14 protein-coding genes and 1 pseudogene are annotated in these 15,666 nt (G+C 65.6%); 8 read left to right on the top strand and 7 right to left on the bottom strand.

The window, feature by feature from the left end:
• The first annotated feature begins 80 nt into the window (after positions 1-80).
• The 3 genes and pseudogenes from H5J25_RS07755 (at position 81) to H5J25_RS07760 (ending at position 2,003) form a co-directional block, all read left to right on the top strand.
• Complete coding sequence (locus H5J25_RS07755; protein WP_202095441.1) at positions 81-449, top strand: BlaI/MecI/CopY family transcriptional regulator; 369 nt, start codon at positions 81-83, stop codon at positions 447-449.
• Positions 450-517: 68 nt separating this feature from the next.
• Positions 518-742 (top strand): annotated as a pseudogene (locus H5J25_RS21120) (hypothetical protein); the annotation flags it as partial.
• Positions 743-827: 85 nt separating this feature from the next.
• Entirely contained in the window at positions 828-2,003 is a 1,176-nt protein-coding gene (locus tag H5J25_RS07760; protein WP_263973964.1) for a M56 family metallopeptidase, read from the top strand.
• A gap of 212 nt (positions 2,004-2,215) precedes the next feature.
• Here the strand turns inward: H5J25_RS07760 and H5J25_RS20620 are convergent, their stop codons facing one another.
• Positions 2,216-2,413, bottom strand: a complete 198-nt coding sequence (locus H5J25_RS20620; RefSeq protein ID WP_225883429.1) for a hypothetical protein — start codon at positions 2,411-2,413, stop codon at positions 2,216-2,218.
• Between the two features lie 173 nt (positions 2,414-2,586).
• Between H5J25_RS20620 and H5J25_RS20625 the strand changes: the two genes are divergently transcribed.
• Complete coding sequence (locus H5J25_RS20625) at positions 2,587-3,300, top strand: hypothetical protein (RefSeq protein WP_225883430.1); 714 nt, start codon at positions 2,587-2,589, stop codon at positions 3,298-3,300.
• Positions 3,301-3,307: 7 nt separating this feature from the next.
• Here H5J25_RS20625 and H5J25_RS20630 read toward each other — a convergent pair whose 3' ends face one another.
• Positions 3,308-3,829 carry a hypothetical protein gene (locus H5J25_RS20630; RefSeq protein WP_225883553.1) on the bottom strand — a complete coding sequence of 174 codons (522 nt, stop codon included), beginning with the start codon at positions 3,827-3,829 and terminating at the stop codon, positions 3,308-3,310.
• On the opposite strand from H5J25_RS20630, the gene H5J25_RS07770 reads away from it, so the two are divergent.
• Together H5J25_RS07770 and H5J25_RS07775 are read left to right on the top strand one after the other, a co-directional pair.
• Positions 3,720-4,448 carry a DUF2336 domain-containing protein gene (locus tag H5J25_RS07770; protein WP_225883431.1) on the top strand — a complete coding sequence of 243 codons (729 nt, stop codon included), beginning with the start codon at positions 3,720-3,722 and terminating at the stop codon, positions 4,446-4,448. The genes H5J25_RS20630 and H5J25_RS07770 overlap by 110 nt on opposite strands.
• Complete coding sequence (locus tag H5J25_RS07775; RefSeq protein WP_202095442.1) at positions 4,445-5,824, top strand: PAS domain-containing sensor histidine kinase; 1,380 nt, start codon at positions 4,445-4,447, stop codon at positions 5,822-5,824. The genes H5J25_RS07770 and H5J25_RS07775 overlap by 4 nt, the downstream gene beginning before the upstream one ends.
• Positions 5,825-5,857: 33 nt before the next feature.
• On the opposite strand, the gene H5J25_RS07780 is transcribed toward H5J25_RS07775, so the two are convergent.
• Genes H5J25_RS07780 through gltX form a run of 3 tightly spaced genes read right to left on the bottom strand, consistent with a single transcriptional unit; the run spans position 5,858 to position 8,831 of the window.
• Positions 5,858-6,058, bottom strand: coding sequence for a hypothetical protein (locus H5J25_RS07780; protein WP_202095443.1), 201 nt, complete (start codon positions 6,056-6,058; stop codon positions 5,858-5,860).
• A 3-nt stretch (positions 6,059-6,061) separates the two neighbouring features.
• A complete protein-coding gene (locus H5J25_RS07785) occupies positions 6,062-7,357 on the bottom strand; it encodes a citrate synthase (protein WP_202095450.1) in 1,296 nt (431 codons plus the stop codon).
• Between the two features lie 28 nt (positions 7,358-7,385).
• A complete protein-coding gene (gene gltX, locus H5J25_RS07790) occupies positions 7,386-8,831 on the bottom strand; it encodes a glutamate--tRNA ligase (protein WP_225883432.1) in 1,446 nt (481 codons plus the stop codon).
• A 57-nt stretch (positions 8,832-8,888) separates the two neighbouring features.
• On the opposite strand from gltX, the gene H5J25_RS07795 reads away from it, so the two are divergent.
• Positions 8,889-11,150, top strand: a complete 2,262-nt coding sequence (locus tag H5J25_RS07795; RefSeq protein ID WP_202095453.1) for a ComEC/Rec2 family competence protein — start codon at positions 8,889-8,891, stop codon at positions 11,148-11,150.
• Here H5J25_RS07795 and lexA read toward each other — a convergent pair.
• A complete protein-coding gene (lexA, locus tag H5J25_RS07800) occupies positions 11,041-11,715 on the bottom strand; it encodes a transcriptional repressor LexA (protein WP_202095455.1) in 675 nt (224 codons plus the stop codon). The genes H5J25_RS07795 and lexA overlap by 110 nt on opposite strands.
• A gap of 55 nt (positions 11,716-11,770) precedes the next feature.
• On the bottom strand, positions 11,771-12,955 hold the full coding sequence (locus H5J25_RS07805) for a molybdopterin molybdotransferase MoeA (RefSeq protein ID WP_202095462.1): 1,185 nt from the start codon (positions 12,953-12,955) through the stop codon (positions 11,771-11,773).
• A 291-nt stretch (positions 12,956-13,246) separates the two neighbouring features.
• Between H5J25_RS07805 and H5J25_RS07810 the strand changes: the two genes are divergently transcribed.
• Positions 13,247-15,577 (top strand): TonB-dependent receptor, encoded by a 2,331-nt coding sequence (locus tag H5J25_RS07810; protein WP_202095466.1) that lies wholly within the window; start codon positions 13,247-13,249, stop codon positions 15,575-15,577.
• Positions 15,578-15,666: the final 89 nt, after the last annotated feature.

Genomic DNA, 15,666 nt, shown 5'->3' on the forward strand with positions numbered 1-15,666 from the left:
TTTGACCAGCCTTACCTATCGACTTGACTACAACCGTAATCACTGCGATTACAGGCGTAGTCAGTACGGGAGCGAGTCGAATGGCCGAACGGATCAGCGATGCGGAGCATACGGTGATGGAGGTACTGTGGGACGAAAGCCCACTGACCGCGCAGGACGTGGCCGAGCGCATCCCGTCGACCCGCGACTGGAGCGCGAATACGGTGAAGACATTGCTCGGCCGTTTGCTCGCCAAGAACATCATCGCGCATGAGGAAGAGGGGCGGCGGTACCTGTACCGCCCGCTCGTCGCGCGGGGCGATTACGTCGCCGGGGAAAGCCGCAAGCTGATGGACCGGTTGTTCGGCGGCAAGCTGACGCCGCTGGTTGCGCATCTGGCCGAGCGGGACGAACTGACCGCGACCGACATTGCCGAGATCGAGGCGCTGCTGAAGGGGCTGAAATCGTGAGCGCCGGGTTTATCGGCTGGGGGATCGAGACGCTGATCGCATCGACCCTGCTGATGGCGCTGGTCCTGATGCTGCGCGGGCCGGTGCGCCGGGCGTTCGGCCCCGACGTCGCCTATGCCTTATGGGCATTGCCCGCGCTGCGGATGATATTGCCGCCTTTGCCGGTGTCGTGGCGCGAAGCGGCGACTGCGCCGATCGCCGCAGCGAGCAATACGATCACCGTCTATGTGGTCGAGCCGTTCAGCGGGGGTAAAGCTGTGTCCTCGTCCGTCGATCACTTCGCGATGTTCGGGCCGATCATGGCGGGATTGTGGATCGTGGGCGCGGCGGTGTTTCTCGGCTGGCACGCGGTCCAGCATTTGCGCGTTTTGCCGCCGCATGCTCGACGAACAGGTGCGCGGCACGCAGATGGAAGGCGGAATCCACCTGATCGAGACCGACGCGGCGAACGGCCCACTGGCCTTCGGCGTGCTGCGCAAATACGTCGCCTTTCCGCGCGATTTCGTCTCGCGCTACGATCAGGACGAGCGCGATCTGGCGCTGGCGCATGAGCTTGGACATCATGCCCGGCACGATCTTGCGGCGAACTGGTTCGCGCTCGCCGTACTTGCGCTGCACTGGTTCAATCCGGTGGCGTGGCGCGCGTTCCGGGCGTTCCGCGCCGATCAGGAAATCGCCAACGATGCGCGCGTGCTTGCGGGACTCAGTCCGATGGCGCGGCATGCCTATGCCTGCGCGATCGTCAAATCGGCGCATGGCGGCGCGGTGTCGGCCGCCTGCCACCTCCACACGATCAACGACCTCAAAGGGAGACTGAAGATTCTGACGACCAACAAGACCAGCCGGTCTCGCCTTATCGGCGGCGCGGCGGCGATCGCGGCGATCGGGGTGGCGGGGCTGGGCCTGACCGCGTCGGGTACGCAGGCGGCAGAGACCGTGCGTTCGAAAGTCGAGACGGTGACGGGCGTGAACCTGGCCCAGTTCGAAACCGTCACGCCTGCCGAGCCGGCGCCCTATACCGAAGCGCAGGTCGCGGAGATGCCCGCACCGCCCGCGCCGCCGGAACAGCCCGAGGCGCTGAACCTGCCGCCACCCGGACCGGGCGAGGACCGGAATATACAGTCGTCCACGACCGTCACGGATGGCAAGGTGGTGAAGCGCGTCAAGGTCATTACGCGTGGCAAGGACGGTAAGGTCATCACCGAGGATTGGCGCGGGATGGACGAACTGCGCAATATGCCCGAGGTCACCTCCGCCAACTGCCCCAAGGGTGATGCCAAGCAGATGGTGATCAACGAGCAACGCGGTCAGAAGAAGCATATCATCATCTGCACCAACCGGATCGAGCAGGCCGTTGCCGAGGGTACGAAGGTCGCCGCCAACAGCGCGGATATCGAACGCAACGCCCTGCGATCCGCGATGGCGGGACTGCGCAGCGCGCGCGCATCGATCGAGAACAATCGCGATATGTCTAGCGAAGCGCGTTCCGAGGCGCTGAAGGGGATAGACGAGGCGATGGCCGAAGTTACTGCGGATATCGCCAAGGCGCATTGATCAGCACGCGACGGTTTCGGCGTTGCTCCGGACCGATCGCTTTTCGCAGGCTCCGTACCGATCGTGGTGCGGAGCCTTTGCCAATTCCGGCCCGACCGCCTAACAGCCTGACAAATGCTTGCTGGACTGATTTTCGCGACGGACGATGCCGATGATCGGCCGGGCATGCTGGCGGCGACCCTGCCGTTCGGCGGGCTGACGCTGATCGAATTTCAGGCGCGTTTGCTGGTTTCCGCCGGGGTCAGCCAGATCATCGTCGTCGTCGCCCGGCTGACGCCGGAATTGCTCGGTGCGATCGCGCGCGTCGGTCGGCGCGGGGCATCGGTGGATGTCGTGCGATCCGCCAGCGAGGCGGCGGAGAAATTGCATCCGCTGGCGCGCGTGCTGGTCGTCGCTGACGGACTGGTCACGACGGGCGATGTGATCGCCGTCCTGTCCAAGGATGGCGGCGATGCGTTGCTGACCGTATCGGAACGCGAGGCGTCGCCGGGGTTCGAGCGGGTCGGGGCGGAAACCGCCTGGGCCGGGCTCGCGCGGCTTGAGGCGAAGCGGATCGCCGAGGTGGCGGCGATGCCGAAGGATTATGATTTTCAGTCGACGCTGCTGCGTGTGGCGGCGCAGGCGCGGGCACAGCATATCGCGCTGTTGCCGGGGGCGGCGGGCGGCGCCCACGGCATCGAACGCGATTCTGCGGACGCTGGCCGAACGCGGCAATATCATTCTGGCGGCGCTGGTTTCGAAGCCGATCGAATGGGCGGACCGATACATCCTGGCGCCGCTCGCCCGTTTGGCCTTGCCGCACCTGATGGCGCGGGTCGTGCCGAGCTGGGCAGTCAGCGCGGCGGGCGTGCTGCTCGGACTGATCGCGATCGCGGCCATTCTGTTCGATCAGGACTGGGCGGGGATCGTGGTGGCGATCGGCGCAAGCCTGGTCTTCACGATCGGAGCGGCGCTCGCCTGGTTGCGCGACGAGGAGGGTCTGGCGCAGTTTCAGACGGTTGCGATCCCGGGACTGGCGGCTTCGGTCGCGCTGACCATCGGACACGTGACGAGTATCGCGCTGGGCACCGCGACGGGCTGGACGCTCGGAATCGCGCTGGTCGTAGCCGGAGCGCTGACGCAGCGCGCGGCCCGTCCCGGTACGCGCCGGCGTTGGTGGGGCAGTCCGGTCGCCTATCTGCTGACGATATTGCCCTTTGCCGTGGCCGAATTACCGCTGATCGGCTTGTCGCTGGCGGCGATCTACGCCACCGCGACCCTGTCCGCGGCGATCGAGGGCTTCCGCGAAAAGCCTTAGGCTCGTTTTAACGACACGTGCCTAGAACGGCCGCATGTCGACCGATGTTCGCGAAATGAATGATATGCGCGGAAGCGCTGCCGGCGCGCTGATCACGCAGGCTGCGACCGCCGATGTCCACGGCCGGATGCGTGTCTCCGCGGCGATCGAGGACTTCTTCCTGCCCGACGTCGCCCGGCTCGACGACCGGATGCGGAGCGGAATCGCGGATGCTCTGACGGGCCTGGTTGCCGGGGTCGAGGCGGCGTTGATCCAGCATACCGCCCGCTTGCTCGTGGCGCGTGAGGAACCCGAACTTGCGATGCGGCTGACGGGCGGAACACGCGCCATTCTGGAGCGGCTCGTCGGCGCCGGACTGTTGCGGGACAGCGAGTTGATGAGCGAAGTGATCGCGCGCGTCCGGATGGAAGCGATCGGCGATGCACTGCCCGCCACCAGCCCGGCGGAACTCGATCTCGCCGAGCCTGCTGGCGCGCCTTGCCAACCATCCCGACCGTATCGTGGCGGAAGCCTCCACCGGGTTGTTCATGGCGGAAAGTCGCCGCCGTGGCGTCATCGAGTGCATCTCGCAGAAGGACCTACCCGCCGGATTGCACCAGCGATTGGTCTGGTGGGTGGCGGCGGCAGTACGCGAAAGATGCGATGCATCGGGGCAGGAGGTGGCGGTGCTGGATGCGGCGCTTGCCGAAGCGGCGCTGCACAGTCTGTCCGCACATGACGATCGCGACCGGCTGGAAGCGGTGGCGATGCGGCTGGCGGTCGCGTTCGAAGCCGGACCGCAGGAACTGCCGTCATTGCTGATCGAGGCGATCGGCGACCGGAGGATTGCGCTGTTCACCGCCTTCCTCTCACAGGCGGTGGGGCTCGATTACGAACAGGGTCGTGAGATCGTGTGCGATCCGGATACGGGCCGCTTGTGGCTCGTGTTGCGCGCTTTGGACTGTGACCGGCGGACGATCGCGCGGATCGGTCTGGCGCTGTGCGAAGCCGATGCGCGACGCGATCTGGAGGATTTCGCCGATTCGCTGGACGACATTGCGGACGTTTCGCCGACGCGTGCCCGGCAGGCGCTGGCTCCGATGAAACTGCATCCGGACTATCGCGCGGCGCTTTCCGCTCTGATGCACGGGGCGCAAGCATACCGATGAGCGAGGTCGATTTTGCCGCCGTCCGCGGGTTGATCGATCCCGATGGGCGGTTGCGGGAGGCCGATACACGCCTGGACGAACTGAACGTGCGCGCCGGCGGGGCGATCGGCCAAAGCGTGGCGGTGCCGCAGATCGCTAGCGTCGCCCGGCTGGCAAAGCGGTTGGGTATTCCCGTGACGCGCGCCGTCATTGCGGGCGATGCCGATGGCGACCTCGAACTGTGGGTGAAGGCGGATCCGACGTCGGATGGCGTGCAGCTTGAAATCACGGGATGGCAATTGCGCACGGCGTGGATTCCCGGTGTATCGGCCGGCAATCGCGACGGCGATTTCGTTCGCAGCAAGGCGGATTGGCTGTGGGAGACGGATGCCGCGCTTCGTTTGACGTATGTGTCTGCCGGCGCGGGTACGCGTCATGGCTTCGATCCTACGGCGCTGATGGGGCAACCGCTGACCGGACTGTTCGCGCTGGGCGAGGACGGGGAGGGGGCGTTTCCCATTCTCAACGGCCTGGCGAAACGGCAGCGGTTCGAGGATCAACGGGCGATCCTTCGTCCGACCGGTCAGGACGTCCGGCTGACCGCGACGCCGCGTACCGACCGGATGGGCGGATTCGCAGGCTTTATCGGCGCCGTTCACGTCTTGGCGAGCGTCGTCCCGTCGGAGCGTCAGGCCGAGCCGGACATCGTTCCATCGGGCGGGCTGCCCGGCTCCTTCGCGGTTCGACTGGATGCCGCCTTGCGTACGCCGCTGGGGCGGATCATCGCTAATGCGGACAGCATCAACGCGCAGTCGGAGGGACCGCTGCGTCAGGATTACGTCGATTATGCCGCCGATATCGCAAGCGCGGGGCGGCATCTGATGGGGTTGATCGACGATCTGGTCGATTTGCAGGCGATCGAACGGCCGGACTTTGCCGTCACGACTGAAGCCATCGACCTGGGCGACGTCGCGCGCCGAGCGGCCGGGTTGCTGGCAGTGCGGGCTAGCGCGTCCCTCGTATCGATCGACCGATCGGAGACCGATGACGTGGCGCCCGCGCATGGCGAATTCCGCCGCGCGTTGCAGGTATTGGTCAATTTGATCGGCAATGCGGTGCGATATTCCCCGGCGGGCGGGATCGTGCGGATCCATACGGAGCGCGCGGGCGAGGCTGCAATGGTGATCGTCGCCGATCAGGGCAAGGGTATCGCGATCCAGGATCAGGAGCGGATCTTCGACAAGTTCGAACGGGTCGATCCGGGCGAGCCGGGCGGGAGCGGGCTCGGCCTGTACATCGCGCGCCGGCTGGCGCGGGCGATGGGCGGGGACATCACGGTCGACAGCGCCCCGGGGGATGGCGCACGGTTCGTCTTCACGCTACCGTATCAAGGGTAGCAAACCGCACCTGTGGCCTATGCGCCGGCCGAACTATCGCCGCCGCGACCACCAGATCGCCCCGACGCCGATCGCCGCCAGCAGCGCGCCCTTGACCGCCCATTCGCGCTGATCGAGCATGAAATTGCCCTTCGCCGGCCAATGTACGTAGCCCAGGCCCTGGCCGATCCAGAGCAGCCCCATCAGGACCGCGGCGATGCCCGCGATCAGGACCAGAACCTGAGTGACGCGCATGTCTTATCGCTCGCCGACGGGGACGTAGTCGCGCTGCGTCGGGCCGGTGTACAACTGCCGCGGACGGCCAATCTTCTGCGCCGGATCGCTGATCATCTCGTTCCACTGCGCGACCCAGCCGACGGTGCGGGCGAGCGCGAAGAGGACGGTGAACATGGTCGTCGGGAAACCGATCGCCGACAGGATGACGCCCGAATAGAAATCGACGTTGGGGAACAGCTTCTTCTCGACGAAATATGGATCGCTCAGCGCCATTTCCTCGAGCTTCAGCGCGACGTCGAAGACCGGATCGGTCACGCCCAGTTCGCCGAGCACTTCGCGGACGGTCTGCTGCATCACGGTCGCGCGCGGATCGTAATTCTTGTACACGCGGTGGCCGAATCCCATCAGGCGGAACGGATCGTTCTTGTCCTTCGCACGGGCGATATATTCAGGAATGCGGTCCACCGTGCCGATTTCGCGCAGCATGTTGAGCGCGGCCTCGTTCGCGCCGCCATGCGCCGGGCCCCACAGGCAGGCGATGCCAGCCGCGATGCAGGCGAACGGGTTCGCACCCGACGAGCCGGCGAGACGCACGGTCGAGGTGGATGCATTCTGTTCGTGATCGGCATGCAGGATGAAGATGCGGTCCATCGCCTTTTCGACGATCGGATTGACGACATATTCCTCGGCCGGAACGCCGAACGTCATGCGCAGGAAGTTGCCGGTGTAGGACAGGTTGTTGTCCGGATACAGGAACGGCTGACCGACGCTGTACTTGTACGCCATCGCAGCGATCGTCGGCATTTTCGCGATCAGGCGATGGCTGGCGATCATGCGCTGCTGCGGATCGGTAATGTCGGTCGAATCATGGTAGAAGGCGCTGAGCGCGCCGACGACGCCGCACATGATCGCCATCGGATGCGCGTCGCGACGGAAGCCGCGATAGAAAGTCGCAAGCTGTTCGTGCAGCATCGTGTGGCGGCTGATCGTGTGGCTGAACGCCTCGAGTTCGTCCTTCGAGGGAAGTTCGCCGTTCAACAGGAGGTACGATACCTCCATGAAGCTCGAATCCTCGGCAAGCTGACCGATCGGATAGCCGCGGTGCAGCAGAACGCCTTCGTCGCCATCGATATAGGTGATCGCGCTGTCGCACGACGCGGTCGAGGTGAATCCCGGATCGTAGGTGAACTTGCCCGTCTGGGCATACAGTTTGCGGATGTCGATAACGTCGGGGCCGACGGTGCCGGACATGACTGCGCAGTCGATGTCCTTGCCTTCGACATTCAGGGTTGCGGGCAGCTTTGCGGTGTCGCTCATACTACGTCCTTTTCCTCGCGGGGCCCGTTCAGGCGTTCATGTGATCGGCGATCCGGGCCAGGCTTTCCTCGCGCCCGAGCAATACGAGCACATCGAAAATTCCCGGCGAGGTCTTCTTGCCAGTCAGAGCGACCCGCAGGGGCTGCGCAACCTGGCCGAGTTTGACCCCGGATTGTTCGGCAACATGCCGAACCGCGTCTTCGAGTTTCTCCGTATCCCAGCCGTCCAGCGCGTCAAGCGCGCTGTGTGCAGTTGCGAGAATGGCGGGCGCGCTGCCCGTTATGAGATCGGCCGCCGCCGGATCGATCGGAAGAGGCCGTACCGCAAACAGGAAGGCGGTAGCGGCGGCCAGTTCGTTGAGGTTCGCCGCGCGGGGCTTCAGCGACGGCATCGCCCGGACGAGCAGGTCGTGCTGCGCCTGCGAAGGCGCGGGGTCCAGCTTGCCTGCGACGAGATCGGCCAGCCGGGCGTCATCGGCTTCGCGAATATACTGGCCGTTGAGGTTCTCCAGCTTTTTCAGGTCGAAGCGAGACGGCGATTTGCCGACGCCCGGCAGATCGAACCACTCGATCGCCTGGTCGCGGCTGATCACTTCGTCATCGCCGTGGCCCCAGCCGAGCCGGAGCAGATAGTTGCCGAGCGCCTCCGGCAGGATGCCGAGTTCGTCGCGGTACGAATCGACCCCGACCGCGCCGTGACGCTTGCTCAGTTTCGCGCCGTCCGTGCCGTGAATCAGCGGAATGTGCGCGTAGACCGGTTCTTCCCAGCCCATGCCGCGAATGACCGCAAGCTGACGAAACGCGTTGTTCAGATGATCGTCGCCGCGAATGACGTGCGTCACGCCCATGTCATGATCGTCGACGACGACCGCGAGCATATAGGTCGGCGTTCCGTCCGAACGCAGCAGGACGAAATCGTCCAGTTCGGCATTCTGGACCGTAACCGGACCCTGCACCTTGTCGTCGATCGTCGTGGCACCGTCCTTCGGGGCCTTGATGCGGACGACGAAAGGCGCACCTTCGGGTGCGTCCTCGGGCGCACGATCGCGCCATCGGCCGTCGTAGCGCATCGGCTGCTTGGCGGCCTTTTGCGACTCACGCAGCGCCGTCAGTTCCTCGGGCGTGGCATAGCATTTATAGGCGTTGCCGGCGGCCAGAAGCTCGTTGGCGACCTCCGCATGACGCGTGGCACGGGCGAACTGATAGACCGTCTCGCCATCCCAATCGAGACCGAGCCACGACATCGAATCGAGGATCGCGTCGATCGCAGGCTGGGTCGAGCGCGCGCGATCCGTATCCTCGATCCGCAACAGAAAATCGCCGCCGGTGTGCCGAGCGTACAGCCAGTTGAACAGCGCCGTACGGGCCCCGCCGATATGCAGGAAACCGGTCGGCGAAGGCGCAAACCGGGTGACGACCTTCTTGGCCGGGGGCGTCGCCAGATCGGCGGCCCCTGCTTCTTGTGTTGCGCCCAACCGCGCTTGCTCCCAGACTTGAATGTGATGGCCAGTACAGCCGCACAGCCCCCTAGCATGCGACCATGGCCGCTTCAAATCGTCGCGCGTCATCGGGTTCCACGGCGCCGCAGCGTTGCGGATTGGCTGGAGGCGGAACGGGACCAGTTGATCCTGTGGCTGCCGGTGATGCTGGGCGCGGGGATCGCGGCGTGGTTCCTTTTGCCCGATGAAGCCGCGTGGATCGTCGCGATGTTGCTGGCGGGCGCGGTGGCATTGGGCGCGGCGGCGATCGGGCGGGGCGATCGTGCATCGCGCGCGGTCCTCATCGCGGCACTGGCGTTTCTAATCGGGCTGGCGTCGGTGTGGGCGCGCGCGGAAAGGGCGGGCGGCGCTGTTCTGACGCGGCCGACGATCGTGGCGTTCGAAGCGAAAGTGGAACGGCTGGAGCCGCTTCCGGCGCGCGAACTGGTGCGATTGCGGCTGGCACCGACGCGGGTGATCGATGCGGGCGCGAGCGGTTCGCGTGTCCGCGCCCGGTTGACAGTGTTGCCCGCGTTTATTCGGGTCAATCTGGCACTGGCCGATGTCCCCGCGGGTCTTTCGACCGGTTCGATCATCGCATTGAGGGCGCGATTGATGCCGCCGCCGCAACCCGCCGTGCCGGGCGCCTATGATTATGCCCGCGTGGCGTGGTTCGACCGGATCAGTGGCACCGGGCGCGGGTTCGCACCGGTTCGCATACTCTCGGGCGGTGACAGCAATGGTCCGGGACTCAGGCAGCGGCTGTCGGAGCATATTGAGCACAGTCTCGGCGGAAGCGCAGGCGGGATCGCGAGCGCACTGGCGACAGGGGACGAGGGCGCGATCTCGGAGGCGGACGCGGAGACAATGCGCCGCTCCGGGCTGGCGCACCTGTTGTCGGTCAGCGGCTTGCATATCACGGCGGTGGTGGCGGCGACGATGATGATCGTCCTGCGCCTGCTGGCACTCAGCCCCTGGCTCGCCTTGCGGTTCAGGCTGCCGTTGATCGCCGCGGCGGCCGGGGCAGGGGCGGCGATCGGCTATACGTTGCTGACCGGATCGCAGGTGCCGACGATCCGGTCGTGCGTCGCGGCGTTGCTGGTGCTGGTTGCGCTGGCGATGGGGCGGGAGGCGATGACGCTGCGGCTGATCGCGGCGGGAGCCGTCGTCGTGCTGCTGATGTGGCCGGAAGCGCTGGCGGGGCCGAGCTTCCAATTGTCGTTCGCCGCGATCACCGCGATCGTCGCTCTGAACGAGCATCCGGGGGTGAAGGCGTTGATATCCGCGCGCGAAGAGGCGCGATGGAGACGGTTCGCGCGCGCGATCGGGGCGCTGGTGGTGACAGGGCTCGCGGTCGAGATCGCGTTGCTGCCGATTGGCCTGTACCATTTCCACAAGGCGGGATTGTACGGCGTGGCGGCGAATATCGTGGCGATCCCGCTGACGACGTTCGTCATCATGCCGCTCGAAGCGCTCGCCCTTGCGTTCGATGCGGTTGGTCTTGGCGCACCGTTCTGGTGGCTGACGGGCAAGGCATTGGCCGTGTTGCTGTGGATCGCGCGGACGACCGCTGAAGCGCCGGGTTCGGTTGCCGCACTTCCGGCGATGCCGGGCGGGGCGTTTGCCGCGATGGTGATCGGTGGATTGTGGATCGCATTGTGGCGGACGCGGTGGCGGCGTCTGGGCGTGATACCGCTTGGGGCGGGGCTCGTCTGGGCGCTGGCGACACCGGCGCCGGATCTTCTGGTCACGGGCGACGGGCGACATCTTGCGGTGCGCATGACGAACGGCGGGCTGGCCATGTTGCGAGACCGGGCCGGCGACTATACGTCGAGCATGTTGGCCGAGAATGGCGGCATGGATGGCGTGCCGCTTCTCCTGTCGGAACAGCGGGATGCGCGATGCAACCGGGACCTATGCGCGATCGACCGGACGGCGGGAGGCCGCACATGGCGGATACTCGCAACTCGCAGCATCTACCTGATGCCGGTGCAGGAGCTTGTCGCGGCCTGCGCGACGGCGGACATCGTGGTCAGCGAACGGCGCTTGCCGGGACCGTGCAAACCCCGATGGCTGAAGCTGGACCGGCCAGCGCTTTCGGAAACGGGTGGGGTCGCGATCACCCTGTCGCGGCAAAAGGTCGTCACGGTGATGCAAACCGGGGACCGGCATCCGTGGCGGATACCGGTCCCCGGAGCGCAGGATTTCAGACATAGCGGCGGAGCAGACCGGCGAGCTTACCCTGCACGCGAACCTGCTGCGGGGCGTAACGCTGCGGATCATAGGCGCGGTTTGCGGGATCCAGCCGGATCATAGCGCCTTCGCGGCGGAAGTATTTCAGCGTCGCCTCGCTATCCTCGATCAAAGCGACGACGATCTCGCCGTCACGCGCGGTGTCGGCACGGCGGATCAGCGCATAGTCGCCGTCGAGAATCCCGGCCTCGACCATCGAATCCCCCGAAACCTCCAGCGCATAATGCTCGCCGCCGCCGAGCAGGGCGGCAGGCACGGCCAGCATCGCGCTGCCCTCGAATGCCTCGATCGGCACACCGGCGGCGATCCGGCCGTGCAGCGGGATTTCGATCACGTCGTTAGCGGGCTGCGGCAGCGGACGGAGGTTCGACGGCTCGGCTGTTTCCAGCTTGACCTTTGCGGTGACCTCGCCGCGCTCCGGCATCTTCAATACCTCGAGCGCGCGGGCGCGGTTCGGCAAGCGGCGGATGAACTTGCGTTCCTCCAGAGCGCTGATCAGGCGGTGGACGCCGGACTTCGACTTCAGATCGAGCGCCTCCTTCATCTCCTCGAACGAGGGCGAGACACCGGACTCCTCGAGCCGATCGTTGATGAAGCAGATAAGTTCATGCTGCTTACGCGTGAGCATTCGCGTTCCTCCGTCAGAACAGACGCGGAACTTTTATGGAACACTTGTAGGGAAGTCAAGCGATCGGCAGGATCTCCACCGCATCGCCGATCTGGCCGGCCGCCGCATGCGGATCGCGGACGAGAAGGCAGTTCGCGCGGGCGAGCGTCCGCAGCATCGAACTGTCCTGCACCGTCGATGCGAAGACCAGTCCGTCACGCAATTCGGCGCGCAGATAGTCCTGCCGGTGGTCGTTCGCGCGGATCGGTTCGCCGAGCCGTGCGGGGAAGGGCCGCGGCAGCGGATCGGTCGCGCCGGACATGGCGGCGATCAGCGGGCGAAGGAACAGGTGCGCGGTCACGAATGCGGAGACCGGATTGCCCGGCAGGCCCAGGACGACGGCATCGCCCAGCCGCCCGGCCATCATCGGCTTGCCCGGACGCAAGGCGATGCGCCAGAAATCGATCGACCCGCCTGCCGCCGACAGCGCCGGGCGGACGAGGTCGTGATCGCCGACCGACGCGCCGCCCGTCGTGACCAATATGTCGGCGCGGACGGCGGCGAAGGCGGCAGTCATCGTCGGCAGGTCGTCCGGTATGATGCCGAGGTCGACGATCTCGACCGGCAAGTCGCGAAGCATCGCGGCGATCATGAGGCCGTTGGTTTCGGGCAACTTGCCCGGGTCCTGCGTGCCGGGCGGCGCGAGCTCGTCGCCGGTCGCGGCGATCGCGACCGTCAGGCGGCGCGCGACGGGCAGGGTCGCGTGTCCGGCGATCGCGGCGAGGGCGAGGCCGGCCGGTGTGAGGCGTTGGCCCTTCTCGATCAGGGCGTCACCGGTCGAGAAATCCAGCCCGCGCGGGCGGACGTTGCTGCCGACGCGCGGCGGTCCTTCGCCTGACAGCCGGATCGTGAGATCTTGGCGTTCCGCATCTTCCTGTACAAGGACGCAATCGGTCCCGCCGGGCATCGCGGCCCCCGTGAAGATGCGGGTGGTCTGCCCCAGCCCGACGGTGCCGCTGAAGGCGTGCCCCGCGGCGCTCTCGCCGATCAGCGCGAATGGCCCTGGCAGGTCCGCATGACGGATGGCGTATCCGTCCATTGCGGAGAGATCGCTGTCCGGCTGCGTACGGTTCGCGTCCACGGCCTCCGCGGTCCAGCGCCCCGCGGCCCCGGCCAACGGCACGGTTTCGGTCGAGAGCGGGCGGGCGAGCGCGAACAGCCGCGTCTGGGCTTCGGCAACGGGGAGGAGGGTGGGGTGCATCGATGAACCAGTGTCACGAACCTAGTCGTGGCGACAGGGGGTGTTCGGAAAACAGGCTAAGACCCTGCGATCAATTGTTTCTGAAGTGTGTCCAAGACGTCACACACCGCGGCAATTCGCAAGCCGGAACGACCGGTGTCACGATTCGGTCTCAATCGGATCATAGGCGCCGGTCGCGGGCGGGGATCGGCCGAAAGCATGTGACGAGACGAGGGCATCCGGATTTACCGGGAAGCCCGTCGCCGCACGTGAAGGACGCGGTCGAATCGAATTTTTATCCAAGGACACATGATGTTGAACACGACTTTCGCGAAATCCGCCTTGCTGGTCGGCACGGCAATCGGCGCGATGATGATCCCGGCAGCGGCCTTTGCGCAGGACGCGGGGGCGGCACCCGTCGCGCAGACTTCAGGCGACGGCGCGGGCGAGGAAATCGGCGAGATCGTCGTGACCGCGGAGCGCCGTAGCGAGAACCTGCAGCGCGTGCCGGTATCGGTCGCGGTCGTCGGGGGCGAAGCGCTGCGTACGATCCAGTCGGGCGGCGAGGACATCCTGTCGCTCGCCGGTCGCGTGCCCGGCCTATATGCCGAAAGCACGACCGGACGCATCTTCCCGCGTTTCTACATTCGTGGTCTCGGCAATATCGATTTCTACCTCGGCGCATCGCAGCCGGTGTCGATCATCCAGGACGATGTCGTGCTCGAACATGTCGTGCTGAAGTCGAACCCGGTGTTCGACGTCAACCAGGTGGAGGTGCTGCGCGGGCCGCAGGGGTCGCTGTTCGGCCGCAACACGACTGCAGGCATCATCAAGTTCGACACGATCCGCCCGAGCCAGGTGTTCCAGGGCCGCGGATCGGCATCCTATGGCAGCTTCAACACGGTGACGGCCGATGTCGGCGTGGGCGGGCCGATCATCGCCGACACGCTCGCTTTCCGCATCTCCGGTTTGTACCAGCATCGCGACGACTGGGTCGACAACACCTTCGACGGCACCGGCCCGGACGGCACGCGGGGCGGTAAGAACGCGCTCGGCGGGTTCGACGAGAAGGACGTGCGGCTGCAATTGCTGTTCACGCCGACCAGCGACTTGTCGATCAACGTTTCCGGCCATGCGCGCGATTACAAGGGCACGTCGACGATCTTCCACCGCGCGGCGCTCGTTCGCGGATCGAACAACGTACAGCGCGAGCCGCGCGACAGCGTATCGCTCGACGAAGCCGTCGGCAACCCGCAGGCGTACAAGACGTATGGCGCATCGGTGAATGCCGCATGGGATTTCGGCGGCGTGACGTTGAACTCGATCACCGCCTATGAGACGACCAAGGGTTACAGCCGTGGCGACACGGATGGCGGTGCCGCGGTCAACTTCCCCGGCTTCGGCAATCCCGGCCAGAGCCAGGGCCGTATCCGCGATCTCGACCAGTGGACGCAGGAGGTCCGCCTTGCCAGCAACGGCACCGGCGCCTTCCGGTGGCAGATCGGGGGTTTTTACTTCGACCAGCGCGACCTGACCGAGTTCCAGCAACGTGCGTCGCTGCTTCTGCCGACGAACACGGCCTATAATGCGCGCAATTTCGTCCAGCTTCGCGACGTCAACACGTCGTGGGCGGTGTTCGGCCAGGCAAGCTACAAGATCGGCGACAAGCTGACGCTGACGGCCGGCGGTCGCTATACCGAGGATAAGAAGCGCACCGTACTCGTCACGCCGGCCTTCACGCAGGCTGGGGCGGTCAACTTCCCCGCCACCGCGCCGCGCGACGTTCGCCTGAAGGGCAAGGAGCCGAGCTTCGACGTGTCCGCGCTGTACGAAGTGAATCCTGATGTCAGCCTGTACGGCCGCGTCGCCCGCGGCTTCCGCGGCCCGACGATCCAGGGCCGCTCGGCCGTGTTCGGTTCGGCCTTCACCACGGCGGATTCGGAAACGGTGATGTCGTACGAAGCCGGTCTGAAGACCCGTCCGTTCAGCAACATGACGTTCAACGTCACGGGGTTCACCTACAAGGTGAAGGACATCCAGCTGAACGGCAACGACGCCAACGGCAATGGCGTGCTGTTCAATGCCGATCATGCCAATGCGTACGGCTTCGAAGCCGAACTGGAATGGCGCCCGATCCGCAACATCAGCATTTCGCTGGGCGGCAGCGCGCTTCATACCGAGATCAAGGACAAGAACGTCTTCGCGCAGGTCTGCGCAATCGGGTCGTTCGTGACGTGCACGGTTCAGGATCCGACGATCGTCCGCACGGTGTTCGGCACCCCGACCACGTTCGCGCAGATCGATGGCAACCCGTTGCCGAATGCACCGAAGTGGCAGCTGGACGCGGCGATCCGTTACGACATTCCGTTGTGGACCGGCGGCAACATGTTCGTCGCAACGGACTGGAACGTGCAGGGCTATACCAACCTCGTGCTCTACAAAACGGCTGAATTCTACGCCGACGGCAATTTCGAGGGCGGGCTGAAGGTCGGCTACACCACGCCGGACAAGAAGTACGAGATCGCCGCGTTCGCGCGGAACATCACCAATGAAAAGAACCTCAAGGGTGTGATTGAGAACTTCACCGCAGCGGTGTTCAACGAACCGCGCGTGATCGGCGTGTCGCTGAACGGCAAGTTCTGATCCGGGCCTTTCGGCTTATCGCATGGTTGAAGGGGTGGCGTGCTTCGGTACGCCGCCCCTTTTTGTAAATCGGGCGTGAGTGCGACCGC

The organism is Sphingomonas aliaeris (assembly GCF_016743815.1).
Lineage (GTDB): Bacteria > Pseudomonadota > Alphaproteobacteria > Sphingomonadales > Sphingomonadaceae > Sphingomonas > Sphingomonas aliaeris.